The sequence below is a fragment of the Micromonospora sp. NBC_01796 genome (assembly GCF_035917455.1).
Lineage (GTDB): Bacteria > Actinomycetota > Actinomycetes > Mycobacteriales > Micromonosporaceae > Micromonospora_G.
The window spans coordinates 2,554,025-2,578,806 of sequence record NZ_CP109078.1 but is presented as its reverse complement, the minus strand read 5'-3'; the positions used below and the strand labels follow the sequence as shown (position 1 = coordinate 2,578,806).

General features: G+C 69.4%; 27 protein-coding genes. 13 read left to right on the top strand and 14 right to left on the bottom strand.

Annotated features, from left to right (window positions below; all coding sequences use genetic code 11):
* Positions 1-38: 38 nt before the first annotated feature.
* The 3 genes from OIE47_RS11855 to OIE47_RS11845 all read right to left on the bottom strand — a co-directional run bounded on the left by OIE47_RS11855 (position 39) and on the right by OIE47_RS11845 (position 2,149).
* Positions 39-833: a zf-HC2 domain-containing protein gene (locus OIE47_RS11855; RefSeq protein WP_326561553.1), complete on the bottom strand. Its 795-nt coding sequence runs from the start codon at positions 831-833 to the stop codon at positions 39-41.
* Positions 830-1,381 (bottom strand): RNA polymerase sigma factor, encoded by a 552-nt coding sequence (locus tag OIE47_RS11850; protein ID WP_326561552.1) that lies wholly within the window; start codon positions 1,379-1,381, stop codon positions 830-832. The genes OIE47_RS11855 and OIE47_RS11850 overlap by 4 nt, the downstream gene beginning before the upstream one ends.
* 78 nt (positions 1,382-1,459) lie before the next feature.
* Positions 1,460-2,149 (bottom strand): TetR/AcrR family transcriptional regulator C-terminal domain-containing protein, encoded by a 690-nt coding sequence (locus tag OIE47_RS11845; RefSeq protein WP_326561551.1) that lies wholly within the window; start codon positions 2,147-2,149, stop codon positions 1,460-1,462.
* Positions 2,150-2,222: 73 nt separating this feature from the next.
* On the opposite strand from OIE47_RS11845, the gene OIE47_RS11840 reads away from it, so the two are divergent.
* On the top strand, positions 2,223-2,933 hold the full coding sequence (locus OIE47_RS11840; protein WP_326561550.1) for a DUF4386 domain-containing protein: 711 nt from the start codon (positions 2,223-2,225) through the stop codon (positions 2,931-2,933).
* On the opposite strand, the gene map is transcribed toward OIE47_RS11840, so the two are convergent.
* Positions 2,914-3,681: a type I methionyl aminopeptidase gene (gene map / locus OIE47_RS11835; protein ID WP_326561549.1), complete on the bottom strand. Its 768-nt coding sequence runs from the start codon at positions 3,679-3,681 to the stop codon at positions 2,914-2,916. The two genes, OIE47_RS11840 and map, sit on opposite strands and share 20 nt — an antisense overlap.
* A 35-nt stretch (positions 3,682-3,716) precedes the next feature.
* On the opposite strand from map, the gene OIE47_RS11830 reads away from it, so the two are divergent.
* Positions 3,717-3,989, top strand: a complete 273-nt coding sequence (locus OIE47_RS11830) for a helix-turn-helix domain-containing protein (RefSeq protein ID WP_326561548.1) — start codon at positions 3,717-3,719, stop codon at positions 3,987-3,989.
* A gap of 64 nt (positions 3,990-4,053) precedes the next feature.
* Here the strand turns inward: OIE47_RS11830 and OIE47_RS11825 are convergent, their stop codons facing one another.
* The 4 genes from OIE47_RS11825 to OIE47_RS11810 all read right to left on the bottom strand — a co-directional run bounded on the left by OIE47_RS11825 (position 4,054) and on the right by OIE47_RS11810 (position 7,148).
* The gene (locus OIE47_RS11825; RefSeq protein WP_326561547.1) at positions 4,054-4,797 is read right to left on the bottom strand and encodes an SDR family NAD(P)-dependent oxidoreductase; all 744 of its coding nucleotides are present in this window, start codon (positions 4,795-4,797) and stop codon (positions 4,054-4,056) included.
* A 210-nt stretch (positions 4,798-5,007) separates the two neighbouring features.
* Positions 5,008-5,214 (bottom strand): hypothetical protein, encoded by a 207-nt coding sequence (locus tag OIE47_RS11820; RefSeq protein ID WP_326561546.1) that lies wholly within the window; start codon positions 5,212-5,214, stop codon positions 5,008-5,010.
* Positions 5,211-5,807, bottom strand: coding sequence for a hypothetical protein (locus OIE47_RS11815; protein WP_326561545.1), 597 nt, complete (start codon positions 5,805-5,807; stop codon positions 5,211-5,213). The genes OIE47_RS11820 and OIE47_RS11815 overlap by 4 nt, the downstream gene beginning before the upstream one ends.
* A 165-nt stretch (positions 5,808-5,972) precedes the next feature.
* Complete coding sequence (locus OIE47_RS11810; protein WP_326559317.1) at positions 5,973-7,148, bottom strand: DDE-type integrase/transposase/recombinase; 1,176 nt, start codon at positions 7,146-7,148, stop codon at positions 5,973-5,975.
* Between the two features lie 445 nt (positions 7,149-7,593).
* Here OIE47_RS11810 and OIE47_RS11805 point away from each other — a divergent pair, with 445 nt between their 5' ends.
* Genes OIE47_RS11805 through OIE47_RS11790 form a run of 4 tightly spaced genes read left to right on the top strand, consistent with a single transcriptional unit; the run spans position 7,594 to position 9,046 of the window.
* Positions 7,594-8,397 (top strand): helix-turn-helix domain-containing protein, encoded by an 804-nt coding sequence (locus tag OIE47_RS11805; RefSeq protein ID WP_326561544.1) that lies wholly within the window; start codon positions 7,594-7,596, stop codon positions 8,395-8,397.
* The gene (locus tag OIE47_RS11800) at positions 8,394-8,576 is read left to right on the top strand and encodes a DUF397 domain-containing protein (protein WP_326563062.1); all 183 of its coding nucleotides are present in this window, start codon (positions 8,394-8,396) and stop codon (positions 8,574-8,576) included. Before OIE47_RS11805 ends, OIE47_RS11800 begins: the two co-directional genes overlap by 4 nt.
* A 53-nt stretch (positions 8,577-8,629) precedes the next feature.
* Positions 8,630-8,818, top strand: coding sequence for a DUF397 domain-containing protein (locus OIE47_RS11795; RefSeq protein ID WP_326561543.1), 189 nt, complete (start codon positions 8,630-8,632; stop codon positions 8,816-8,818).
* A gap of 45 nt (positions 8,819-8,863) precedes the next feature.
* Positions 8,864-9,046: a DUF397 domain-containing protein gene (locus tag OIE47_RS11790; RefSeq protein WP_326563061.1), complete on the top strand. Its 183-nt coding sequence runs from the start codon at positions 8,864-8,866 to the stop codon at positions 9,044-9,046.
* A 57-nt stretch (positions 9,047-9,103) separates the two neighbouring features.
* On the opposite strand, the gene OIE47_RS11785 is transcribed toward OIE47_RS11790, so the two are convergent.
* Positions 9,104-9,895 carry a DUF4184 family protein gene (locus OIE47_RS11785; protein ID WP_326561542.1) on the bottom strand — a complete coding sequence of 264 codons (792 nt, stop codon included), beginning with the start codon at positions 9,893-9,895 and terminating at the stop codon, positions 9,104-9,106.
* A gap of 222 nt (positions 9,896-10,117) precedes the next feature.
* Between OIE47_RS11785 and OIE47_RS11780 the strand changes: the two genes are divergently transcribed.
* Positions 10,118-11,014, top strand: a complete 897-nt coding sequence (locus OIE47_RS11780) for an NAD-dependent protein deacetylase (protein ID WP_326561541.1) — start codon at positions 10,118-10,120, stop codon at positions 11,012-11,014.
* A 94-nt stretch (positions 11,015-11,108) separates the two neighbouring features.
* On the top strand, positions 11,109-11,420 hold the full coding sequence (locus OIE47_RS11775) for a hypothetical protein (protein ID WP_326561540.1): 312 nt from the start codon (positions 11,109-11,111) through the stop codon (positions 11,418-11,420).
* 98 nt (positions 11,421-11,518) lie between these two features.
* Here the strand turns inward: OIE47_RS11775 and OIE47_RS11770 are convergent, their stop codons facing one another.
* Positions 11,519-12,238: a PP2C family protein-serine/threonine phosphatase gene (locus OIE47_RS11770; protein WP_326561539.1), complete on the bottom strand. Its 720-nt coding sequence runs from the start codon at positions 12,236-12,238 to the stop codon at positions 11,519-11,521.
* Between the two features lie 63 nt (positions 12,239-12,301).
* Here OIE47_RS11770 and OIE47_RS11765 point away from each other — a divergent pair, with 63 nt between their 5' ends.
* The 4 genes from OIE47_RS11765 (at position 12,302) to OIE47_RS11750 (ending at position 17,372) form a co-directional block, all read left to right on the top strand.
* On the top strand, positions 12,302-13,321 hold the full coding sequence (locus OIE47_RS11765; protein ID WP_326561538.1) for a helix-turn-helix domain-containing protein: 1,020 nt from the start codon (positions 12,302-12,304) through the stop codon (positions 13,319-13,321).
* Positions 13,322-13,651: 330 nt separating this feature from the next.
* Entirely contained in the window at positions 13,652-15,493 is a 1,842-nt protein-coding gene (locus OIE47_RS11760) for an SCO2524 family protein (protein WP_326561537.1), read from the top strand.
* A gap of 2 nt (positions 15,494-15,495) precedes the next feature.
* Entirely contained in the window at positions 15,496-16,416 is a 921-nt protein-coding gene (locus tag OIE47_RS11755; RefSeq protein ID WP_326561536.1) for an SCO2523 family variant P-loop protein, read from the top strand.
* On the top strand, positions 16,413-17,372 hold the full coding sequence (locus OIE47_RS11750; RefSeq protein WP_326561535.1) for an SCO2522 family protein: 960 nt from the start codon (positions 16,413-16,415) through the stop codon (positions 17,370-17,372). The genes OIE47_RS11755 and OIE47_RS11750 overlap by 4 nt, the downstream gene beginning before the upstream one ends.
* Before the next feature lie 38 nt (positions 17,373-17,410).
* Here the strand turns inward: OIE47_RS11750 and OIE47_RS11745 are convergent, their stop codons facing one another.
* Together OIE47_RS11745 and OIE47_RS11740 are read right to left on the bottom strand one after the other, a co-directional pair.
* On the bottom strand, positions 17,411-21,748 hold the full coding sequence (locus OIE47_RS11745; protein ID WP_326563060.1) for a HEAT repeat domain-containing protein: 4,338 nt from the start codon (positions 21,746-21,748) through the stop codon (positions 17,411-17,413).
* Positions 21,749-21,891: 143 nt separating this feature from the next.
* The gene (locus tag OIE47_RS11740) at positions 21,892-22,863 is read right to left on the bottom strand and encodes an FAD-dependent oxidoreductase (RefSeq protein ID WP_326561534.1); all 972 of its coding nucleotides are present in this window, start codon (positions 22,861-22,863) and stop codon (positions 21,892-21,894) included.
* 282 nt (positions 22,864-23,145) lie between these two features.
* On the opposite strand from OIE47_RS11740, the gene OIE47_RS11735 reads away from it, so the two are divergent.
* The gene (locus tag OIE47_RS11735; protein WP_326561533.1) at positions 23,146-24,078 is read left to right on the top strand and encodes an SCO2521 family protein; all 933 of its coding nucleotides are present in this window, start codon (positions 23,146-23,148) and stop codon (positions 24,076-24,078) included.
* 24 nt (positions 24,079-24,102) lie between these two features.
* On the opposite strand, the gene OIE47_RS11730 is transcribed toward OIE47_RS11735, so the two are convergent.
* Entirely contained in the window at positions 24,103-24,480 is a 378-nt protein-coding gene (locus tag OIE47_RS11730) for a hypothetical protein (protein ID WP_326561532.1), read from the bottom strand.
* A 21-nt stretch (positions 24,481-24,501) separates the two neighbouring features.
* The gene (locus OIE47_RS11725; protein ID WP_326561531.1) at positions 24,502-24,756 is read right to left on the bottom strand and encodes a hypothetical protein; all 255 of its coding nucleotides are present in this window, start codon (positions 24,754-24,756) and stop codon (positions 24,502-24,504) included.
* Between the last annotated feature and the right edge of the window lie 26 nt (positions 24,757-24,782).

Below are 24,782 nucleotides of genomic sequence, written 5' to 3'. Positions count from 1 at the left end.
CCGTCGGACGGGATGCAGGGGTGTTCGGTCGAGCGGGATCAGGTCCGGTCGACGCCGAGACGGCGGTATTCGCCCGCCCGGAGGAGCACCACGGCCGCCATCGCGACGGTGACCACCGTCCATCCGGGCCAACTGCCGTCGGCCAGGATGGCCGGGAGCTGCCGGCTGGCCAGGCTCGGCGCCACCACCGCCACGGACCAGGTGACCGCCAGTACGAGCGCGGCCCGGTCCACCCCGACCAACCCGCCCAGCGCCAGGGTCCCGGCGGTGAAGCCCAGCGACGGCAGCAGCCACAGCGCCGGGGAGTGTCCTGTTCCCCAACCCGCCACCGCCAGCACCGGAACGACCGCCACCAGCACCGCCAACGTACGGCGCAACAGCAGCCACAACCCCGTACGGGGCGTGGTGGCCATCAGCTCCCAGGCCGGATCGAGGCGCCTGCTCCAGGCCGCCGCCACGGGCAGCAGTGGCACCATCGGGGCGATCAGCAGCACCAGGGAGGGCATGCTGACGAAGGTCCGCTCGAACAGGACGGCCACCAGCATCAGCGTGGCCGCCGTGAGCAGCCAGGGCAGGACCCGTCCGGTGACCCCCGTACGCCGCAGCCGGCGGTGACGCGTCGGAGCCGGGCCGGTGGCGATTCCGGTGGCGATTCCGGCGGCCACCCGATCCAACAGGTCCCGGGTGCCCGGGTCGACGGCGTCGGCCAGCAGGGCCCGGCAGGCGGCGCACGACTCCAGGTGGGCCTCCACCGCCCAGGCGGTGGCGTCGTCGAGACCGGTGTCACCCTCGGCGTACCGGGAGATCAGTGCCGGTGTGGGGTGAGTGGTCATGACAGTGCCTCCCGCATTGCGATCCGGGCCCGCCGGGCGCGGGTCTTCACGGTTCCTTCCGGCATGCCGAGCAGCAGTGAGGTCTCGCGGGTGGTCAATCCGTCGAGGACCATCGCGCGCAGGACCTGACGCAGTTCTGCAGGCAACGCCAGCAGGGCCCGCTCCATATCGGCGCCGATCTCGCCGGCCAGTGCCTCCTCCTCGGCCGCCGGAGCCACCGTCTCGAAGGTCTGCACCGCCGGCACCCGATCGCGCCGGGCCCGGTGCCGGAACGCGTCCACCAGCCGGTGGGCGGCGATCGTCCACAACCAGCCGATCGCACTGCCTCCGGCCACCGCGTGCGCCTGACTTCCGGCGGAGCGCCACACCGCGAGGTACGTCTCCTGGAGGACCTCGGCCACCACGTCCTCGTCGGCGCACCGCCGCCGCAACCGCGCGGTCAACCACGGCGCCGTACGCCGGTACAACTCGTCGAAGGCGCGCCGATCGCCCCGGGCGACGCGACGCAGCAACTCACCCTCGTCGAGTCCGTCCAAGCTTCGTCTCACATCAGGCAAGACGAACCGCACCTGCTCCACGGTTCTCCTCCCGACGTGACCCCGGTCACACTTCCGGTCCGGAACGCGTCAGCCGCGGTCGCGTTCGAGTCCGTCGAGGAGCAGGTCGAGGGTGTACTCGAACTCGACCTGGCTGTCGCACCAGCCCAGCGTGGGGTCGGACAGGTCGTGCAGTTCGGCCGCGACCATCGCGGTCAGGTGGGGCAGCGCCCCGGCCATGGCGGCCAGGTCCGCCTCCGCGACGTCGACGTCCGTGTTCCCGCCCGCCGACGCGGGACGGAAGATCTCCTGGGCGAACCCGAGGGCCAGGCTGCCGAACGCGTGGATCGCTCGGTGGGCGATCCGGTACGAGAATCCGCCGTCGACCAGGGTGGCCACGATCGCGTCGTAATAGGCGTACACGGCTGTGGGGATGGTGGGGCGGGAGCTGAGCAGGGCGGGCGCCCAGGGGTGACGGAGCATGACCTCGCGCGCCGAGAGGAACCGCCGGCGCAGTCGCGTACGCCAATCCTTTTTGGACCCTGTCTCTGCCGTGCGGGCGACCTCGGCCTCGATCTGGGCGATGACGGCCTCGGCGAGGCCGTCGAGCAGGCCCTCCTTGCCGGGGAGGTGGTGGTAGAGCGACATGGCCTCGACGCCGAGTTCGGTGGCGAGGCGACGCATGGTCAGCGCCGGGATCCCCTCCTTGTCGGCGATGGCGATCGCCACCGCGAGGGCGCGCTCGCGGCTCAGCGGCTCCCGAGGTCTCTTCGCTGCCATCGATCCTCTTCCCTCTCGTGGCCTTACATTGTATGGTTACCTTACGTTGTAAGGCTCACCCGAAGGAGCCACCATGCACCCGTTGGTCCGTACCGCGCGCGCGACCGGGCTGTTCTATCTCGGCCTCGCCGTCACCGGAGCACTCGGTTTCCTGACCATCCGTCAGCAACTCTTCGTGGCCGACGACCCGAGTGCGACCCTGGCCAACCTGGTCGAGCACGAGTCCCTGGCACGCGCCGGGATCGCCCTCGAACTGCTCGTCGTGCTCACCCAGACGCTCACCGCGGTCTGGTTCTACCGGCTGTTCCGTACGGTCGATTCCGTCGCCGCCGCCAGCATCGCCGCCTTCGGCCTGGTCAACGCCGTCGCGGTCCTCGGCAGCGCGGCCCTGCTCGCGACCGCGACCGAGGTGGCCGTCGCACCCTTCGGCGACCCGGCGACCACCGCCCAACTCATGTACGTCATCAGCGGCCATCTGTGGACGGTGGGCGGACTCTTCTTCGGACTGTGGCTCATCCCGATGGGAGTGTGCGTGCACCGCTCGGGATTCATGCCCCGCGCCCTGGGGTGGATCCTCATCGTGGGCGGCGTCGGGTACGTACTCGGGGCGTTTGTCGGATACCTCGCCCCCGACGCGGGCGTGGTCGCCGACGCCCTCGTGATCCCGGCGACCGTGGGCGAGTTCTGGATGATCGGCTACCTGCTCGTCCGTGGCGTACACCCGGGGGCGCTGGCCGAACCGCCGCGCGAGGCGGCGGTGCCGGTCAGGGTGCGGTCAGAATGACCGGGCCGTCGGCGGTGACGGCGATGGTGTGTTCGAAGTGGGCCGCCCGGCTGCCGTCGACGGTGGCGATGGTCCAACCGTCCGCCAGGGTCCGGCACCGGTTCCCGCCGCCTTCGAGCAGCATCGGCTCGATCGCGATCACCAGCCCCTCGGACAGCGGCATGCCCTGGCCCGCCGGGCCGGTGTTCGGCACCGAGGGCGCCTCGTGCATGGCCTTGCCGACGCCGTGACCGCCGAGGCCGTCCGGCAGTCCGTACCCGGTTTCACGGGCGACGGTCTCGACGGCGTGGGAGATGTCGCCTATCCGGGCGCCGACCCTGGCGGCGGCGATGCCGGCGGCGAGGGCCCGGTCGGTGGCGTCGGAGAGCCGTCGGGCGGCCTCGTCGATCTGCCCGATGCCGACGGTGATCGCCGCGTCGCCGTGGTAGCCGTCGATGTAGGCCCCGCAGTCGATGGAGAGCAGGTCCCCCTCGGCCAGCGCCCGGCGGCCGGGGATGCCGTGCACGATGTCGTCGTTGACCGACAGGCACAGCACGCCCGGGTAGGGGATCGGTGCCCAGGCGGGGTGGTAGTTCAGGAACGACGGCTTGGCGCCACCGCTGGCGATGAGCCCGGCGGCGAGTTCGTCGAGATCGATCAGGCGTACGCCGACCCGGGCTGCGGCGGCAACCGCGGCCAGGGTGTTGGCGACGACCCGACCGGCTTCCCGCATCGTCGCGATCTCGGCTTCTGACTTGAGCACAACCATGCTGGTATTTTAATACTAGGATTACTATCCAGGCCATGGTTCGTACACCGCTGACCGAGGACGAACGGGAACGGGGACTCGCGCTGGGCCGGATCCTGCAACGGGCCCGGGGCACCCGCAGTGCCGCCCAGGTGGCGCTGCGCGCCGGCATCTCCCTGGACACCCTGCGCAAGATCGAGCGGGGGGCGATCGCGACCCCCGCCTTCTTCACCGTCGCCGCGCTCGCGGAGGTGCTCGACCTGGACCTCAACGACCTGGCCGACGCGCTCGCCGCGCCCGTACGCCTGCCGGACCGGCTGGCCTCGTAGCCAGGCCGTGCCGACGCGTCAGCCCCCGCACGGCTTCTGTGGGCGGGGGCTCACGCGGGCCGGTTCAGATGGTGAAGCCGCCGTCGACGTTGACGGACGCGCCGGTCACGTACCGGCTGTCGTCGCTGGCGAGGAAGGCGACGGCCGCCGCGATCTCGGCGGGTGCGGCGTACCGGTTCAGGGCGGTGAACCCCCGGATGGTCTCGGCGGCGGGACCGTCCGCCGGGTTCGAGTCGGTATCGGTCGGGCCGGGATTGACCAGGTTCACGGTGATGCCGCGCGGACCGAGGTCCCGCCCGAGTCCCTTGGTCAACCCGATCAGCGCGGTCTTGCTCATCGCGTAGAGCGAGAAACCGGGAAACGGCGCTCGCTCCGCCATGTTGCTGCCGATGTTGATGATTCTTCCGCCGTCGACCATGTGCCGGGCCGCCGCCTTCGCCGCGACAAACGGTGCCCGCACGTTGACCGCCACCGTACTGTCGAACTCGGCCGGTCCGAGATCCTCGACCGGGGCGACGAGAAAGAGTCCGGCATTGTTGACCAGGATGTCGAGTCGGCCGAACTCGCCCGCCACGTCATCCACAGCCGTGGTCAACGCGTTCACGTCCGCGCTGTCGGCCCGGATGGCGAACGCCCGCCGCCCGGTGGCCTTGATCTGTTCCACCACCTGTGCCGCGTGCTCAGCATCGCGCTGATAGGTGAACGCGACGTCGGCGCCGTTCTCGGCCAGTCGTACCGCCACCGCCGCCCCGATGCCCCGGCCGCCGCCGGTCACCAGTGCCGCTTTTCCGTCCAGTGTCGTGTGCATGGAGGAAAGAGTGCTCGATCAGCGGTCGCGAGTCCGGCGGAAATTGGACCTCGCGTTCGGCCGCAGTCGACCGGACCTCGCCCGGCGCTCGCTCTGGGAAAACTAACGCCTTCGACTCGTACATCGTCTTTGATGTACGTACCTCAAAGACGATGTACAACATTGACGCGTCATACGGCCCGACCGGGGCGGGGCGGTGCTCCTGGCTCCTCACACAAGGTGGACGCGGTCGACTGAACCGTCCGGCTGGACGAGCGTGAAATGTCCGTCGGGGGCCAGGTCGAGCATCAGCGCGGCCAGTCGCAAAGCCCGGTTCAACGCATCGGTACGCGTATCCCGCTGGACAACCGCAAGTCTGGTCAACGCCGCCTCGGCTGCCGGTGTCAGGTTGACGGTGACCTTCGTCAGCTCGCTCACGGGTTCCGGCGTACCTGCACCCAGCCGAGGAACCGTTCGTAGAGGGCGCGCGGTTCCGGCGCGGTGTCCGGGTTGAGTGTGTGCAGGTCGGTCAACGCCTGCTGGAACTGGATGGCGAGGTAACAGCAGAGACTGATCTCCAGCCCCCGGTACCCCTCGGTCAGCCCGAGCCGCGCCTCGGCACACGGCCACGGCATCGCATCGACACGGCAGAACCACATCGGACGCAGCGGTATGTGCAGTCCCCGGTCTGACGCGAACGCGCCGGTCAGTTCTCGAACGGGCGGCGCTGGCACCGGTGCCGGTGCCGGTGCCGCCGGTGTGGCCGGTGGCGGCTGCGGGTGTGGTCGTTCGGTGAGGGCGCGGCGGTGCACCACCAGGGCGAGGTCCCGGCCGTCGACGTCGCCGGGGAGCAGTTCGACGGCGAGCAGGCTCAGCCAGTCGCCCTGCCAGCCGGTGGTGCCGGGCGGGACGTGCTTTACACGTACCCGAAGGTTTGTGAGCCTGGCGCTCGACGGATCGGGACTGATCAGATAGCTCCCGGCGGTCAGGTCCAGAATTTCCCCCACCCGCAGCCGAAACGGACCGCTCACCGCGACCGCACCACCCGGTACGCGGTCAACTGCCCCAAAGTCATGATCCTCGGGCGGTATTCGGCCGTCGGCGCACTGTGCCACGTCGGGCTGTGGCGATCCGCTGCCCCCATAGGGGCTGTCATGTCCCGGGTCATCTGTCAAAGGGGTGTCCCGGGACATGTGTCAGTGGGTTGGTGTGAGTGGGGTGTAGCTCTTGCCGGGGGTGATGGTGACGTGGCCGAGGGGGTGGCCGCTGGTGGTGTAGACGGTGATGTGGTTGTTGTCGCGGATCGCGGTGAGGGTTTGGCCGTGGTAGGCGCGGCCGATGCCGATCCGGGTTTGGCCGACGTGGAGTGTGCCGGTCTCGGTGACGCGGGTGCGATGGATCGTTGCGTCGGTTTGGATCGGTAGTGCTTGGGGGCTGCCGTGCTGTGGGGCGGTGGTCCAGGCGTGGTGCGGGGTTGCTCGTCCGGGTAGGGCGCTGTGGCGGCGGTGGTTGTAGTGGTCGCGGTAGGTGTCGAGTTGGTGTTGTAGTTGTCGCAGGGTGCGGGGTTGGTGTGGTTGGGCGCGGAGCCATTTTTTGAGGGTTTGGTGGTGCCGTTCGACCTTGCCGCAGGTTTGTGGGTGGTAGGGACTGGAGTGGATCAGGCGGGTGCCGTAGTGGTGGACGGCTTTGGCGAAGCGTGAGGGGCCGGCGTTGGTGTGTAGTAGGCGGCTGGTGAATGCCAGGCCGTTGTCGGATAGCACGATCGCGGGTGGGCCGTGGTCGGTGAATGCTCGGCGGATGCTGGTGATCGCGGCGGCTGCGGTCTCTGCGGGGGCGGCTCGGCAGGCGACGAGCATGCGGGTGCAGTCGTCGAGGACGTCGAAGATGACTACGGGGGTGCCGTCGGCGAGGGTGAGGCCGGTGGCGTCGATCTGGTAGCAGTCTCGGGGTTGGGCGTAGGCGAAGCGGCGCCAGGAGCTGCGGGGTCGTTTGGCGGGATTGCGGTCGAGGAGGTCGTGGCGGGCGAGGACCCGGTTGATGGTCGATCGTGCTGGTACCGCCCAGGCGGGGGTGGTTTCGGAGGCGATGCGTTGGAGTTCGTCGCGGATGTGGTCCGCGCCGTTGTCCACACCGAGGTCGGCGCGGAGCTTGCAGATCCACGCGTCCAGTTCCGGGGGTGTGATGGAGGGGCTGTGGTGCGGTCGTCGGGATCGTTGCCGCCATGCCCCTTCGGCTTCGATGCGAGCCCGGTGTCGGTAGTAGGTGCGGGCGTTGACGCCGTTGTCGCGGCACCACTGCTGCACGTTATCGATCTTCACGCCTGCTGCGAGCAGGGCATCCAACGCGGTCATGACCTGCCGCCGGTTCGCCATGCCCAGCAGTCATACCGCCCGGACCACTGATCTTGTGACACATCTACCGGGACATCAACTGCGACAGATCTCATGGGACTGAAGAGCCCCCATAGGGGCACTGGAACGCCACAGCTCGGTCGATTCCTCTTTGATCTTCGCGGGGTTGGATCGGTGGGTGGTCCACCAATCGCGAATGGTTCTGAACATCGCGCACCTCCTGCTCGGTATTGGAAGCGGACCACCCCGGGGGTGGGGAAGGCCGGGGTGGTCCGCGCGGTTCCGCCCGTCCTTTCGCAGGGCGATCGGGTAGCCGGATTCGAGCGGTCCCGCATAGGTGACAGTCTGAATAGGACTGCACTAAGGTCGATAGGCTCACGGGCTATTCGCACTGGTCAGACGGCGATACGCGTAGTGGCGCGTGGGTTGAGTAGTTGCCGAGGGAATCCGAGTGGAGGTTGAGTAGATGAGCGCTTTGATTGATCTACTGGTCGAGGAACTGATCGCGGCACGTACGTGCCGAGGGATGACCCAGGAGGAGTGGGCGCGCCAGATCAAGTTCTCGCCAACTCATGTCAGCTCGGTGGAGACCCAGCACCGACCACCAACCGCTGACTACGTCGCTGCCATCGACAAGGCATTCCAGACCGGTGGCGTCTACACCCGGCTCCTGGCCAAGTTCGCAAGTATCGAGGCCGAGCCGGTCTGGCATCGGGATTGGCTCGTGCACGAGCAGAAGGCAACGCTCCTGCGCTGGTTCGAGCCGCTCTACCTACCCGGCATGTTGCAGACGGAGGCGTACGCACGCCAGGTGCTGCGGGACGCGCGGATCAGCTCCGAGACGGCCGAGCAGTTGTTGGCATCCCGACTAGAACGGCAGGAGGCGCTCAAGCGTGACCGTCCGACACGGTTCATCTTCGTGATCGACGAGACGATCCTGTACCGGCCGATAGTGCATGGCAGGCCCGAGATGATGGTGGAGCAGCTTGAGCATCTGCTGACCTGTGCCGAGCAAACGAACATCGACATACATGTGGTTCCTCGGGAGGCTGGCGTCTACCCTGGGCTGCAGGGCGCCTTCATCTTGGCGACCTATCAGGACGGAACGGTTGTCTCCCAGGTCGACCATCAGGTTCGTGCGCAGGTGCTCACCGGTGCCGATGACATCGTCACCCTTCAGGGACTCTGGGAGGCGATCAGGAGTGATTCCCTCGCCAGGGCGCAATCCATCGAGCTGATCAAGAAAGCGGTGAAGACATGGACGACATGACGGGTGCGAAATGGCGTAAGTCCAGCCGCTCGGGTGTCAACGGCGGCTCGTGCGTGGAGGTGGCCGACAACCTTCCTGGGCGCGTACTGGTGCGGGACACCAAGGATCGTGACGGCGGCACACTGGCCTTTGGCTCGGAGGCGTGGCGCGCCTTTGTCGGTATGGCGAAGCAGCACTGACCTCGACAGATGGGTCTGTACTCCCTCAGCTTGATCAAGGAGGTGGCGAGGACATGGACATGACCGGCGCCCAGTGGCGGAAGTCAACCAAGTCCGGTGGCAACGGCGGGTCCTGTGTGGAGGTGGCCGACAACCAACCTGGGCGCGTACTGGTGCGGGATACGAAGGACCGCGATGGCGGCACGTTGGCGTTCGCGCCTCAAGCGTGGCGTGCGTTCGTCGGCTTCGCGAAGCAGCGCTGACCCTGTTGCCGAAGTGACCGAGAAAGGGGCAGAGACATGTACGACATGACCGGTGCGCAATGGCGCAGATCGTCCCGATCCACTGACAACGGCGGCGCGTGCGTGGAGGTGGCCGACAACCTCCCCGGACGCGTCCTGGTCCGGGACACCAAGGATCGTGACGGCGGCACGCTGGCCTTCGGGCCGGAGGCGTGGCGCGCGTTCGTTGGCCTGGCGAAGCAGCACTGACCCTTCTCGGCATCACGCCTCCGCCCCTGCTCGGCGCGGAGGCGTTGCTGCATCCGTCTACTGCCGAGGCGGCAATGGGTTCGTCACTACCTGCTTGCGGTAGTAGAACCAGCCGAGGGCGCAGCCCAGCGCCGCGATCAAGCCGGCCCCACCGCCTCTGGTCAACCCCAGGAACACGGTGACGTACGGGCCGGAGCCGTTCAGGTAGGCGGGGCGGGCGGCGAGCAGGCCCCCGGCAACCGTGGCGAACCCGATCAGGGCCCACACCGCGTGTGCTACCAGGGGCGGCATCGCCACCGGAGCATCGGTGCTCGGCCGCCGCGTACTCGTGTACATCCAGTGGGTGAACCAGCCGACCAGGGCCGCCCCGCCGACGACGGTGCTGCCGTACTGCACCCAGCGGTAGCCGGGGATCCCCGCGTGGATCCCATTCAGCCAGGCGATGTGCGCCGGCCCCCAGGCGGGGACGTGGGTGAACGAGTCCCAGACGACGTGGGTCACGGCACCGACCGCCAGTGAGGCGCCCAGCAGCCCCAGTCGGCGCCAGCTTCGCAGGTGGTGCAGGAGACCACGCGGCAGCTTGGGGTCGATGCGCTCCCGCACCGCCGCCGGGGCCATCGCGATCGCGAACGGCGCCAGCACCGCCTGCCACACCCCGAAGGCCAACCCACCCAGGAGTACGTCCACGGTCAGCGCCCCGGTCAGGGTGTGGGTGGTGCTCCCGGAGAACCGGAGCGGGACGAAGTACGGCAGGTCCGGTGTCATGCTGCCGATGACCAGCGCGGACGGCACCAGCCCGGTACGCAGGAACGGCAGGACGGCGGCGGGGTGGCTACCGGTGAACGGCATGGTTCCTCCGATCCGCGCGGGTGGTACGTGGCCGCTCTGCTTCAGCTAACCGCCACGGAGCCCGGTGCGGTGCGCGGGAATGCTCCCGTCAGCCATTCGTGAAACGGGCGAAAGCGCTCAATCGTACGGAATTGTCGTCGGCTGCACCGTACCGTCTGAGTCCTGGCCCACGTTGTTCGCCGCGCCTGGCCGATCGGCCTCCGGGTGCGGCAGCATGGACGGGTGCATGAGGGTACGGCCGAGAAGTGCGCCGAGCTGGCCGGGTCGCTGGCCGGCGGCGACGTTGTGGTGCTCAGCGGCGCCGGACTCTCCACCGACTCGGGGATCCCGGACTACCGGGGGCCGAGCGGAGCCCTGGTACGCACCAGCCCGATGACCTATCAGACCTTCACCGGTGACCCGGTCGCCCGGCAGCGCTACTGGGCGCGCAGCTTCCTCGGCTGGCGGCGGATGGCCCGGACCCGCCCCAACGCCGGGCACCGCGCGGTTGCCCAGTTGCAGCAGCGGGGGCTGGTGACCGGCGTGGTCACCCAGAACGTGGACGGGCTGCACCAGGCGGGCGGCGCCGACCGGGTGGTGGAGCTGCACGGCAGCCTGGCCAAGGTGATCTGCCTGGGCTGCGGTGACCTGACCTCCCGGGCCGAGTTGGACCGGCGCCTCGGCCTGGCGAACCCGCAGTTCGACGCGGAGGCGACGGCGGTCAACCCGGACGGTGACGTGGACCTGTCGGACCAGGCCGTCGACCGGTTCCGGATGGTCGCCTGTACGGCGTGTGACGGCGACACGCTCAAGCCGGATGTGGTCTTCTTCGGCGAGACGGTGCCCCCGGACCGGGTCCGACAGTGCTTCGACCTGGTGGAGAGCGCCAGGATGCTGCTGGTGCTCGGGTCGTCGTTGGCGGTGATGTCCGGCCGCCGGTTTGTCATCCGGGCGGCGAAACTCGGCATCCCGGTGGTGATCGTCAACCAGGGTCCGACCCGTGGGGACACGTACTCGGCGCTGACCATCGACGCCCCGCTCGGTGTGGTCCTGCCGGAACTCGTCCGGCTCTGCCCCGACCCGCTCTCCGTACGCCTTCCCGTCGAGCCCGGTACGGCGGCTCGCGCCGTAATCCTCTAGAGGCGTACGGGTACGCGAGTTTTGTCGTCCCTGCTCGTGCTCAGGCTGCGGGCGGGCATGCTGCAAAGGGAACGGCCCCCGAAGGAGGCGCAGCGTGCCGGACTACGACGATGACTGGACCGACGATCAACGCGGGCTGTACGACGAGTGCTACTCCATCGGGCACGCCTGGGCGACCGACCAGGACACCTCGGCGGACGACCTCCAGCAGGTGCTGAACCTGGCCGAGGCGGACGAGGACGATCTCGGTGACGTCGAACTCGACTACCCCCCGCTGGTCGACGCGGTGGCCGAGACCACCGGGGAAACCGTCACCAGCGTCACCGCCGACCGCGAGGACCCCGCCTTCCGTGGCTTCGTGGACGGCGCCCGCGACGGCGCAGCCGAAGACGTCTTCGGCCTCTGACCACTTCTCCTGATTACGTTTCTTGATCACGAAGAGTTCGGCCGGTCATAGCGAGCCGAACTCTTCGTGATCAAGGAGCTGAGGAGAGGTGGTGAGGGTTAGGCCGGGATGAGGTCGGCGATGATGACGGTGACGTTGTCGGGGGCGCCGCCCTGGTGGGCGAGCTTCACCATCTGCTCGGCGCACTGCTGGGGTTCGGTGTGTTGGGCGAGCGCCTCGCCGATGGCGTCGTCGTCGACCACGTCGGATAGGCCGTCGCTGCAGAGCAGCAGCCGGTCGCCGGCCACCACCGGTACGACCACGGTCGCCGGTACGAGTTCACCGCCCTGCACCGCCTGGGTGATGATCGACCGCTGCGGGTGTCGGTGGGCCTCCTCCGGGGTCAGCGCGCCCCGGTCCACCAGCTCCTGGACGAAGGTGTCGTCCCTGGTCAACTGGTAGAAGTTCGGGTCGCGCGCGAGATAGCAGCGGGAGTCGCCGACGTGCAGCAGGGCCAGTCGGTCGCCGGTCAACAGGACGGCGGTGACCGTGGTGCCCAGGCCGGTCCGGCTCGGGTCGGTCCGGCCGACCTCCGCGATCTGCCGGTTGGCCGCCGCGAGCGCCCCGGTGAGCGCCGTCGTGGGGTCACCGTCGATCGGGGTACGGTCCAGCGGCAGCAGGTTCCGGATCACGATCTCGCTGGCGACCTCGCCCGCAGGCTGCCCGCCGACACCGTCGGCCACCACGAGCAGGCGCTCGCCCGCGTGGGCGGCGTCCTCGTTGTTCGTGCGGACCAGGCCGGGGTCGCTGACGATCGCGGTACGCAGGCGCAGGTTCATGCCGTGCAGCATGCCAAGCGGAGCACCGGATCGTCTCTACGCAGTGTTGCGTAGGGTTGATCCATGATGCCGGTCGCCATGGTCGGGCGCGTCGGTGAGCTGACCGAGCTTGCCCGCGCCTGGTCCAGCCTGGCCGGCTCGGATCCGCCGGCCCGCCGTACGGTCGTGATCACCGGGGCGGCCGGGGTGGGCAAGAGCCTGCTCGTCGCCGCCGCGCTGGACGGGTTCGACCCGCGACCGGGCAACGTGCTCTTCGGCACCGCCCGGGTGCACGATCCGGCGCCGTACGACTGGTTGGCGGCGGTGCTCAGCGGCCGGGACACGACCGGTCTTCCGTTGCCCGCCGACGCGCTGGCCTGGCTGGCCCAGCACCCCAACGCACCCCGTGAGCGGTACGCCCCCGGCACGCTGCTCCGGCTGGCCGTGGCGACCGTACGGGCGCTGGTCGGGGCGGGACCGGCGGTGATCGTGGTCGAGGACCTGCACGCGCTCGACCCGGCGAGCCTGAACCTGATCGGCGAGCTGGCCGCCGCGCCGGAGTTGCCGGTCCTGCTAGTGGTCGCCAGCCGGCCACCGGAGACCGCGCTGGCGCCCGAGCTTGCCGCGCGTACGCTCGCCCGTCTCACCGGCGCGCCCGGTGCCGTACGCCAGCACCTCGGCGCGTTGACCGCCGACCAGGTGGCGGCGGTGCTGGCCCAGGTGTACCCGGACGGGCCGGTGGACCGGCAACTGGTCGAGACGGTACGGGAGCGGACCGGTGGGAACCCGTACCGGCTCACCGAGCTGATCGCCACGCGGGGCGGGCACGGGCCGGACGGACTGGTGGGGGAGCCGTCGCCGGAGCACCTGAGCGTGCCGCCCGAGCCGATCGGCGCGGAGTTGACCGCGCGGGAGGTCGAGGTGCTCGGGTGCCTGGCCGCCGGGATGTCGAACAAGCAGGTGGCCCGATCATTGGGCATCTCGGTCCGGACGGTGACCGTGCACGTGTCCAACCTGCTGCGCAAGACCGGCTCGGCGTCGCGTACGGAAGCGGCCCTCTGGGCGGTACGCCGGCAGTTGACCGGACCGAGCCAATCGGTCTGATTTCCGACTCGGGACAGGCTCAACGGGTCCCACCAGCACCACTGTGGCTAATTGATCAATTGTCCAGCGGCTGGTCGGCGATTTCTCCACCCTTGACGCGTACGACATCATTGGCAGATAGGACTGGGCCCGCGAGAAGGGGGTGGTCGCCATGACTCGTGGCGCCACTGTAGAAAGATCATTTAATCCCTGGGCTGGCCAGCTTCTTTGCTTGATTCACTGACCTGGTTCCACGCGCATTGGCGCCGAACCATGATCGATAATCACATGCTCTCCGGGTCTCCGGCGTACCTGGATCCATGACAATTGGCGGATGGTGGTGCACGAGAGATGAGGATTCAGCCTCGTCAGCAGCTCCTGGAGATCTGGTCGGCCGTCGTACGGTCGTCCTGGCGGGACGGCCGATGGGTATGGGGCGGCGAGAACGGCTCCAATTCGATCAGTGACGCCGAGCAACTGCTCTGCCTGCTCCTGCCGGCGACCCAGGTGGACGCGTTCAACATCGACCGTCCGGACGAGACCGCCGACGAAATGATCAAAGTCCTGCGCCCGCTCGGTACGGCGACCCAGATACCCCTGGTCCTGGTGCAGATCCTGAGCGAATACTTCCGCCGCTACACCCATGAGTCCGGAACGCCCATTTTTTCGGGTGGCAGCTATTTCGGCATTGACGACCCCGCCCAGCCGGCCACCCCGCAGCAGCGCGACCTGGACATCGTGGACTCGTTCGCGATGTCGGTCACCCTGTCGCTGGCGACTATCGGTTTCGTCCGGGTGTTCCGGGGCGCCGTCCGCCGCGAGGAGATCCTCCAGGAGATCGCCGAGTTGGAGGCGATGGCCAGCGCCCGGCTCAGTGCGGCCATGGTCGGACTGCTGCGCAGCTTCGCGGTCAACGTCTTCGACGTGGACTCCAACGAGGGCCGGGCGCTGATCCGTACGGTCAACCAGGCCGGGCTGCCGCAACGCCAGATCGTCTCGCAGTTGCGCCGGGCCCTGCGCCAGACCATGGCGACCTTCCGTGAGGTCCTGATCGGATCCGGCCAGGTCGCCGACCTGGAAAGCGCGAACCGACTGTTCGAGTGCGGCTGGTCCTGGGGGATCGTCAACGACGCCCCGGTGGTCGAGACCGACGAGCCGGTCGGCGAACAACCCAAGGGCGTGGCACACGAGCTGCCCTGGCTCTACTTCACCGTCATCGCGGTGGACGCCATCGAGGACCTGTTCTCCGAACGTACCCGCATCCTCGGGCTGCTCAACGACGAGCAGCAGCGGCTGTCCCGAGCGCTGCAACTGCGGTGGGAACTGACCAGGACCTACTGGGCCACGGTCGCCACCTTCGGCGACGGGCAACGGTGGCCGCTGGAGGACATCCCGTGGCGTACCACCGACGAGGACTCCTCCGACTACTACACGCTGCTGGTCACCTCGCTGGCGGTCAAGGGCCTGATGCTGGAACGCGGCTCCGACGCCGAGCTGTCCCGGGTCGGGCTGGCCCTGAGCGAGCTGGCCAACCGGGCCCGGATCACCCGCCGCCCGTTCGACGCCGACCCGGCGCTGACCCTGCACTCACCCGGCGTACGGCTGACCCTCATCGGCAGTGAGCAGCTCGGCGGCCCACGGCTGCGCTGGATGGTCAGCGAGTTCTCCGCCCTGCTGCTGCAACGGACCTCGTTCATCGCCGGCCTGCTCAGCGACGCCGAGCAGCGCGCCTCGCTGCTCGACCTCGCCGACCGGATCTGGGACCACCTGGCCGACCGGCGACTCGACGGCGGCGCCGGGCGCAGCCTGTGGGACCAGCCGGCGAAGGTCTTCCGCCAGATCAAACAGAACCAGGACGGGACCTCCTGGTACTACACCGAGCGGGTGGTGCAGGGGCTGGTCACCACCGCCAACATGCTGAACCGACCGCCACTGCGCAGCGACCGGTTGGCGGACTACGCCCTGGACCTGCTCAGCGAGGCCGAGCACCTGTACGACATGGAGCTGCTCAGCGGCGCCGCCGAGGGCGGCCCGAAGATGCAGCAGACCCTGCACCTGATCCGGGTCAACCTGCGCCGGGCCCGGGAGATCGTGCAGGACCGGCCCGGCTCGGCGGCAGCCCTGTCCACCGAGGTGCTGCGTTCACTCGACGAACTGGACGCCGCCCGCCGTGACGTCTCGGAGGCGGGCTGACCATGCTGATCTTCGCTACTTCCGACAAGGGCGGCACCGGCCGCTCCGTGACCAGCAGCAACGTGCTCTACCGGAGTGCGTTGCAGGGCATCGACGTCTGCTATCTCGACTTCGACTTCGGGTCGCCCACGGCCGGGGCCATTTTCAACATCGACTCCGTCGTGCACGGCACCACCACCCAGACCGGGCTGCACGTCTACCTCAACGGCGAGTGCGCCGAGCCGAACCGGATCGACGTGTGGTCCGAGTCCGACCGGGCCAGCCTGCGCAACCGGCCGCCCGGCGCGGGGCGGCTGATGCTCCTGCCCGGTGACGTCGGCGGGGGCGAGTTCCCGAGCAGCGAGGAACGGGTCCGGCAGTGCGTACGACTCTTCCTCCGGCTCGAGGAGGAGTTCGAACTCAGCCTGATCGACCTGAGCGCCGGTCGGTCGTACGCCACCGACATCGTGCTCGCCGCCACCGCCTCCCCCGAACTGCGGGCGGTCAAGGCCCGCTGGCTGGTGTTCCACCGCTGGACCCGGCAGCACGTGCTCGCCGCCTCCAGCCTCGTGTACGGCGCCAAGGGCATCCTCGACACCGGCGTACGACGCGGCCACAAACACGACGACCTGATGAACGCGCTGCGCTTCGTGCGTACCGCCGTGGTCGACCCCGACTCGCCCGAGCTGGAGGGACTCCAGCCGCCACAGGTGGCCTGGTTGCGTGAGTGCAACCAGGACCTGTTGGAGCTGGCCAGCAACAACCGGGTGGGTCGGACCATGATGATCGGCTCGGTGCCGCTGGACCCGGTCCTGCAATGGCGCGAGCAGCTCATCTCCGACAACGACGTGTACGCCCGGCGGATCGCCAACCTGGAGACGGTCGAAGCGTTCTCCTCCCTGGCCAAACGGATAGTCGACGACGCGGCCTGGGAGACCCTGTGACAAAAACGGATGTGAGCTTCGAGGAGACCGCGGCCCGGCGCACCATCGAGTCGGTCCCCCTGTCCCATCTCTCGATCGAACTCGGCCACCTCTACATCGAGGAGTTCGCCGGCGGGGTCCAGCAACTCCGTCGACATTTCTCTCGGGTCGCGCCCTGGGTGGCGGCGGCCAGGCAGGCGGCGATCGACCGGGTCCCCAAGGGCCGGGCCCGGATCAGCACCTGCTTCCTCATCGACGACTACTTCACCCGGTTCAGTACGCCCGGCGAGGTGGTCCGGCAACTCCAGGAAGCGACCGAGGGCACCGGCCTGGTCATCGACTACTTCGCCCGCGAGTCCGGGTGTGCCCAGGCCGACGACATCCCGCTCGCGAAACTCGTACTCGACCAGCTCGTCTCCGATCCGGTTCCGGAAACCAACGGCGAACGTCCACCGCTCACCGAGACCGGTTGGCTCTGCAACGGCAAACGCTCCCCGGCCACCGGCCCGGCCCAGGCGATGAGCGACTACACCTGGCAGCCCCCGGTCCAGAACGCGGCCAACCGGCACTCCATTTTCATGGACGTCGAGCTGTGGGACTACGAGGAGGACGGGCAACTGCGCTGGTCCTGCCCCTTCCTCGCCGGGGTGTGGCAGCTCATGCGACTGGGCCTGCTGCGGCACGAGGGTGAAGGGGTGACCAACCCGTACCAGGTCGAGGAGTGGCCGGACGACTGGGACGACCTGCCGGCCGTGGTCAAGCTGAACCCGAGGGCGGCGCCGTTCAGCGCGTACCGCACCTTCTCGGTCCTCGGGTCGCGTTTCCTGCCGATCGAGCACGCGGTCCGGACGATCCTCAGTCAGGTGTCGATCGGTCCCGCGGTGCTCGACCAGATCCACACCCGCAGCCGGCACGAACACGTCGACGTCCCCAAGGACCTGGTCGAACGGATCGAGTACACGTTCATCTCGGACTGACCGGCGACCGTCGGGCACCGGTCGCCCCGTCGACGGGCTCATCGCGGCACGTCCGGTAACTGGTCCGGGTCCGCACCGGGAAGCCAGGTCAGCGCCTGACCGGCGAACCGGCGGAACCCGTGGTCGTCGTCCTCGCGGGCCAGCCGGGTGAGCAGCGTACGGGTCTGCGGGTCGGCGCCGAACCTGGTGCCGAGCAGCCGGACGGCGGTCACCCGTACCGACCAGTCGTGGTCGTGCAGCCGCTCGACGAACAGCGCCCGGACCTCCGGGTGGTCGGCGAGGCGTTCACCCAGGACCCGGAGCACCTCCCGGCGTACCTGCACGTCGTCGTCCTTGCGGGCCTTGTCGATCAGCACCTCGCGGACGCCCCGGTCGGCCCCGAACTCCTCGCCGAGGATCCGCACCGCCACACACCGTACCGGGACGTCGTCGCTGTCGACCCGGGCCAGCAACGCCTTGCACTGCGCCACCTCGGGACCGAACTGGGCGACCAGCGCGGTCGCCGCCGCCCGGAGCAGTTCCGCGTCCGGGTCGAGTCGTACCCGGTCGAGCAGGATCTCGGAGACCTCCGGCCGGGTGCCGAACCGGTCGACCAGCATCCGGGTCGCGGCGAGCCGGAGCCGGGCGTTGCTGTCCACCCCGACCCGCCGGGCGAGCAGTTCCCAGGCCGGTTCGTCCTGCTCGGCCAGCCCGGCGATCACCGCCGCGGCGTGCGCGAAGACGCCACCGTCCGAGTCGTGCCGGGCCCGATCCACGAGTACGGCGTGCACCTCGGCATCCGTACCCGCCTCGCGGGCCAGGGCGCGTACGGCGGCGAGCCGGACCTCCGCCCCGCTGTCCTCACGGGCCCGCTCGACGATCAGCTCCCGCAGGTCCCGTTCGGTCACCCACTCGGCGAGTGCCCGTACCGAGGCGAGCCGTACCGCCGCGCTGGTGTCGGCGCGGGCCAGCCCGGCGAGCACGTCCCGTACGTCGGGGTCCATGCCGACCCTGTCCACCAGCGCCCCGACGGCCAGCAACCGGATCCTGGGCGCCAGGTCGGTACGGGCCAGTTCGGCGAGCGCGTCGACCGCCTCCGGTGCCGTGCCGACCTGGTCCGCCAACGCCCGTACGGCAACCAGCCGGACGTCGGTGTCCCGGTCGGCCCGTGCCACCGTGATCAGCAGTTCGCAGAGCGGCACCTCGCGGGCGAAGCACTCGATCAGCAGCCGCAGGGCGGCCCGGCGGACCACCTCGTCGGTGTCCTCCAGGGCACGGGACACCAGCAGCTTGCGCAGCTCCTCGTCCGGACCGAACCGCTCCACCAGGGACTGCGCCGCCGCCCGGAGGACACCGGCGTCGGTGTCCACCCGGATCCGTTCCACCAGGACCGTCTGGACCACCGGGTCGATCCCGAGCCGTTCGCCGAGGGCCCGGACGACGGCCCGACGCAGGACCGGGTCGACATCGGCACCGGCCCGCCCGATCAGGAGGTCACGAACCTCGCCGGGGGCGTTGAACCGCTCGATCAGGACCTGGGCGGCCATCCGGATCACGTCGGCGTCGGTGTCGGTCTCCAACCGGTCGAGCAGCAGGGACCGCAGTTCGTCCTCACCGCCGCAGCGCTCACCGAGGATCTGGAGGGCGGCCCGCCGTACGCCCGCGTTGCTGTCCAGGCCCGCCTGCGCCAGCAGGAGGTTGCGTACCGGTGTCTCGCCCCGGAACCGTTCGCCGAGCGCCTGCACACAGGCGAGCCGGACCCCGGCGTACCCGTCCATCCTGGCGCGTTCGGCGAGCAACTCGCGGGCCCGCTGGTCGGTGCCGAAGCACTCCCCGAGGGCCTGTACGGCGGTGAGCCGCGCTCCGCTGTAACCGTCGTCGCGGGCCCGCCTGACCAGCCGGTTGCGGACCCGTTCGGCGGCGGCGCGATGCGGGGGGCTGTCCTCCGTGGCGGTCGCGAGCTGCGCCACCTCGGCCAGCCCGGCAACCCAGGCGTACGCGGCGGAGCTGTCGTCGAGTCCGCCGAGCACCTCGTCGAACAGGTCGTCGATCCGTTCAGCCGGGGTGGAGAGCATCGCGGCCAGCCGGGCGGCGTACGCCGACACCGGGCTCCAGACCACCCGGACCCCGCGCCGCCGGTACCAGGAGAGGTAGTCCTCCCGGCCCGGCCAGTCGGTCCCGATCGCCTGGGCGGCGGGCAGGATCTCCTCCTCGATCAGCTTCGCGGTCTCCCGGTCGTTGATCGCGACACCGTGCTCCAGGAGCAGGATCACCTTCCGGAGCAGGGCGGCGGCCGGCTTCGCCACCGCCGGTGTGATGGTCCGGACCTCGGCGAGGCACTGCACCGCGAGCGCCAGGTTCCACGGCGGGGTGGGGAACGCGGTCGGCGGCCAGGACCGGTTCACCTCGTTGGTCAGCAGGTCGACCACCTCGGCGGTGCGCTCCTCCGGCAGCGCCCCGGCGAGCAGCCGGAGCACCTCCCGCCAGGACGGACTCACCCAGTGCCGGCGGAACAGGTCCTTCACCTCGCCGATGGTCAGCACCCGGTCGTGCGCGAACCTGGTCAGCACCGCGTCCGCGCAGAAGAACTCCAGGAAGGTGCGGTGCACGAAGCCGTACAGGTGCGGGCCGTACCGGCTGAGGATGAAGTTCCGCTCCCGGAACTGGTTGATCATCGACAGGGCGATCGCCCGAGCCGCGGCCGGATCCCGGTGGTAGCGCTCGACCAGGTAGTCCTCGAAGACCTGGCTCAACTCCTCGGCCGCGATGTAGTTCGCGGCCAGACCACGGTCGGCCGACTGCATCCGGTACGCGAGCCGGCGCAGCAGCTCCTTCTTGTCCTCGGTGCCGATGAAGTCCGGGTCCTGGTGCTGGTCGCGCAGGTGCCGGTTCACGTCCCAGTGCTCGACCAGCACGGTCGCCGCGTGGTCGTAGAGCTTCCACCGCTCGCGGGGCAGCGCCTGGTGCCTGCCGATGATCGCCAGGATGGTCAGCAGCAGTGGGTTGCCGGCCAGTTCCCGGATGGCGTGCGAGTGCCGCATCGCGTCGAGCAGCCGGGCCCGGCGGACCAGGGCGTCCTGCGGCCGGTCGTGGATCGCCAACCGGTACCAGTGGCCGAGGAACTCCGCGGTCTGGTCGGCGTCCAGGTCCTGAAGGGTGAAGTGGGTGAAACCGACGTCGGTGAGGATCCGCCGGGAGTACGCCACCACCCGCGAGGTGACGATCACCCGTACCTGGGGGAAGTCCGCGGCGAAGTTGGCGATCTGGCTGGCCACCTCCTCCCGGCGGCGGCGGTCGAAGACCTCGTCGAGCCCGTCGAAGACGGCCACCGTACGGCCGAGGGTCAGGTGGCGCAGCAGTGCCGTCCGGTCGATCCCGAGCCCGTCGGTGTGCGCGCGGTGGTCGAGGTAGTCGACGAAGCTCTGGCAGCGGTTCTCGGCGGCGAGGGTCACGTACGAGCGCAGCTCGACCAGGAGCGGCAGATGGTCGGTCAGGGCGGCGAGCCGGTCGTCGGGGTGCCCGCCGGCCAGGGCGAGAACGAGGTAACGGGCTGCGGTGGACTTGCCCGAGCCGGGGTCTCCGAGCAGCACCACCGCCCGCTGCTCCGGCGAGGCGAGTACGTCGAACAGCCGCTGCAACGGCTTCGCCCGGTACGACTCCTGGAGGTGCACCAGATCCGTCGGGTTCACCTCGGCGGGGACGTCTTCGCTGCTCAGATGCCCGTTCGTCGGCACCCGCTGGCGCCACTCGCGGGGCATCTCGGCCGGCGGCGGATCCGCCCGTACGGACTGCTCGACAAAAACCGAGGCCAACCCGATCTGGAGGTAGTCCTCGCTCTCGGTCGGCGTCAACGCGTCCAGGTCCAGTACGCCGTAGTGCTGGCGCAGCCGGGCGAAGTAACGCTGGACCGTGTCCTGGCCGAGGGCGTTCAACCCGTGCCCGGACCACCCGGTCTCGGCCAGCCGTACGGCGACCGCGGCGGTGACCCGCGCGGCCAGGTCACCCGGCTCGGTGAAGATGCTGCACATGTGCCGGTCGGCGAGCTCGGCCCGCAGCGCCTCGATCTGCTCGGCCTCCGGCCCCCGGTCGACGAACCGGCGCGGCCAGGGTGCCTCCTCGTCCAGGAGGAAGATCAGACAGGGCTTTCCGTTGTTGAGCGCCTCGCGGTATTCCAATTCGGTGATCGACCGGCCGTAACCCGGCGGCACGAAACCGTAGCGCCAGGCAAAGATGCCCACGTAGACATCACATTCGCGGACATCCGCCAGACACTTTTCCAGCGGCCGTCGATCTTCCGCGACATAGGATTCCATCGCCATGTCCTCGACCCGGAGCCGGCGCAGCGCGAGCTGCACTGAGGCACGGCACTCCTGTAGATCTCGGAAAGTGGCTGACACGTAGACCTTGGTCACGGCGGCTCCTATGCGGCGTGAGCGGCACGTGAGGTCACCGTATCAATGGGGGGCAAGAATATTTGTCCCCTCGTCCGGCCCCCGACAGCAGTATCGCCGGCCTGCGAAGACATCGGCGCCAATGATTTTCAGGACGGGGTTGCCGTACGTGTTTCGATCATGTTCAGCACTTCGAGGGCACAGCCCCAGGAAAGGCTGATTCCGCTGCCACCGTGCCCGTAATTGTGGATCATTATGCCGCCGTCGAGATCCAGTTGTTCCAACCTGACCTGAGGGCGTACCGGCCGGAATCCGACCCGGTGATCGAGGATCCGGGCCCGGCCCAGGGCGGGTTCGACAGCCGCACACCGCCGTACGATCGCCGCCGCCGTCTCGGCCTGCGGTGCGGCGTCCGAGTGTCCGACCTCCATCGTCCCGCCGAGCACGACATGGTCGCCGTGCGGGAGGAAGTAGGTCAGCTCGGTGGTCTCGGTGTCGCTCTCGGCGAAGAACCAGTGCACGCCGGGGTTGTCGACCACGACCAGTTGGCCCCGGGTGGGCTGCACCTCGTTGTCCGGCACCAGTTCCCGCGCGGCGGCGCCGGTGCAGTTGACCACCACCGGCGCCTCGGCCGCGACCTCGGCCAACGACCCGACGGTGGCCCGCTCGATCCGGCCACCGGCCCGGCCCAGCCGATTCACCAGGTATTCCAGGTAGCGCGGCATGTCGACCACGGGCGCGGTGTAGCGCCAGCCGGCGACAAAACCGGCGGGCAGCTCGGCCGGCGGGCAGACCTCGAAGTCGTCGATCCCGGTCAGCCACGGGTGCGGCGGGCACGGCACCCGGGTCGCCTCCAGGCCGGTGACCAGACGCACCCCGGTCCCGGCCGCTCGGGCCAACGGCTTGAGCAGGGAAAGCGTCTGTTGACCCCAGTGCGCTGCCCGCTCGTGCGCGGCGATCACCCGCCCCCAGATCGCACCCGCCGCGAACGACGTGGTGTCCGCCGGCCGGTCCCGGGTACGGACCAGCACCGAACGCCCGCTCTCGGCCAGACACACCGCCGTGGTCAGCCCGGTCACCCCGGCACCGACGACGAGTACGTCTATGTTCGCAGGAGCCACCAGTTGAGCCTATGGCGGGAAATGCGATCCGACGCTGGCCCTGGAAGTTCGGTGAAAAGGCGCATCAGGGACTTCCCTCGGAAACCGCTCGTCATAACCCGATGTCCCGTCGGTTCGACGGTATTTGCGACGGCCGTGCACGTGAGGACCGGGAATTATCATTCGCGCTCATGCGTGTCCGGTACGTTGCGCGTCGGTCCGATGATGGGATGAAACCGGTCGATCGGCTCTGACCGCGGCGTGACCGTGGCCGGTGGCGACGCGTGACGTTGCGGAGGTGCCATGCTGACCGTGGGCGAGGTCCACACCGGGTTGTTGCAGAACTCGACCGCACTGCCGCTGGACCGGACCGCCGGCCTGCTCGACCTGCTGGTGGGCGAGCGGGTCCGCCGGTCGGAACGGCCGATCGCGTACGCCGTCTCTCCGGACCAGCTCAGCGGGGTGGACTGCCGGCTGCCGACCGCTTCGGGCAGCCGGAGCCGGGGCGTCGGCACGGTCGTCTCCCACGCGGCGGTCACCGGCGGGCACGTGCTCCAGGGGTCGACCCACACCAGGATCGACCGCGCCGCCGCCAACCGTCGGCTCGTCTGGTCGCACTACCTCTCCCGGCCGGGGCAGGTGGAGACGATCGGCAAGGTCGACGTACGGGACATCACCCGTGGCTTCCTCGGTTCGGCGTACCAGGCCGCGGCGCTGAACCTCGGTGCGGTCAGCGCCCGGACGATGGACACCGTCCAGGCGTCGGCGACGCTGGACCACCGGCCCCCGTTCCGGGCCCAGCGCACCTGCCTGCGCTGGGCGGTGGTTCCGGTCGAGGATCCGGAGGCCGAGTTGCAGGGCACCTTCCGGGTCGAGTCGGACACCCTGCGTACGCTGGAACTGACCGCGGCCCGGCAGGACATGCAGGCGATCGTCGAGCTCTGCGAGGACCTGGCCCTGCACGACTGGCTGCTCACCACGCTGGTGTCGCTGATGGAGTCGAGCCTCACCGGGCCGGGCACCCGGGCGCAGAAGCTGGACCGGCTCCGACCGGCGATCGACTGCCTGCTGCACCTGTGGATGCCCGCCGCCCGGCTGGACGAGTCCGTGCTGTCGGTCTGGCAGTCGCTGGAGCGGCGGCCGGGGTTCAGCCGGCAGTGGCAGTCGTCGGTGACCCGGATCCGGGACCAGGTCAGTCTCGGCACCATCGCGATGCTCGAAACCCCGTACCGCTGACCGGTTCCGGCCCGCCGGGCGGGGTCAGCGGGATTCGGGGAGGAGCCGGTTGCGGTCCACGGTCAGCTCCACCACGTCCTGGTTCACCTTGGCGATCTGGTCGGCCTCGATGTAGAGGTCGTGGGCGAGGAACCCTCGGCTGTCCACCTTCAGATAGCCCGTACGCATCAGCCGGGCCGCCAGGTCCGGCGGTACGTCGGGCTCGTCGCCGGTCGCGGTGTGCGGCACCCCGTCACCGAGTACGCCGTCACCGCTCGGCGGATCCTGGGCGGCCACCGCGTTCGGGTCGCCGAGCTGGACCGCGATGACGGTGCCCACCTCTTCGCCGCCCGGGTCGATCACCCGCATGCCGCTGGTCACCTGGGCGATGGGTTCGGGGCTGTTCGGGACATCGGTGTGCATGTCTGGGCGATTCCCGCCCGGTCAGCCGGTTAAACCACCGCTGCCGAGTCCGGGCGGTCGGGCCGAGAGTTCCCGCCAGTTGTCCGGTCCGACCAGCAGGCCGCGCACCGCCTCGTACGCCTCGTCCTCGCTGTCGAACTCGTAGAACCGGGAGATCCCCTCGGCGCCGCCGGCCCGTTGCTCCAGGTGCCACTGGTCCGCGTCGGTCCGCAGGTAGACATCGCGCCTCGCGAGGTGCCCCCACTTGCCGTTCCACCAGTGTTTCCGCTGTTCCATGATCGCACCCTATCGAACACGTGTTC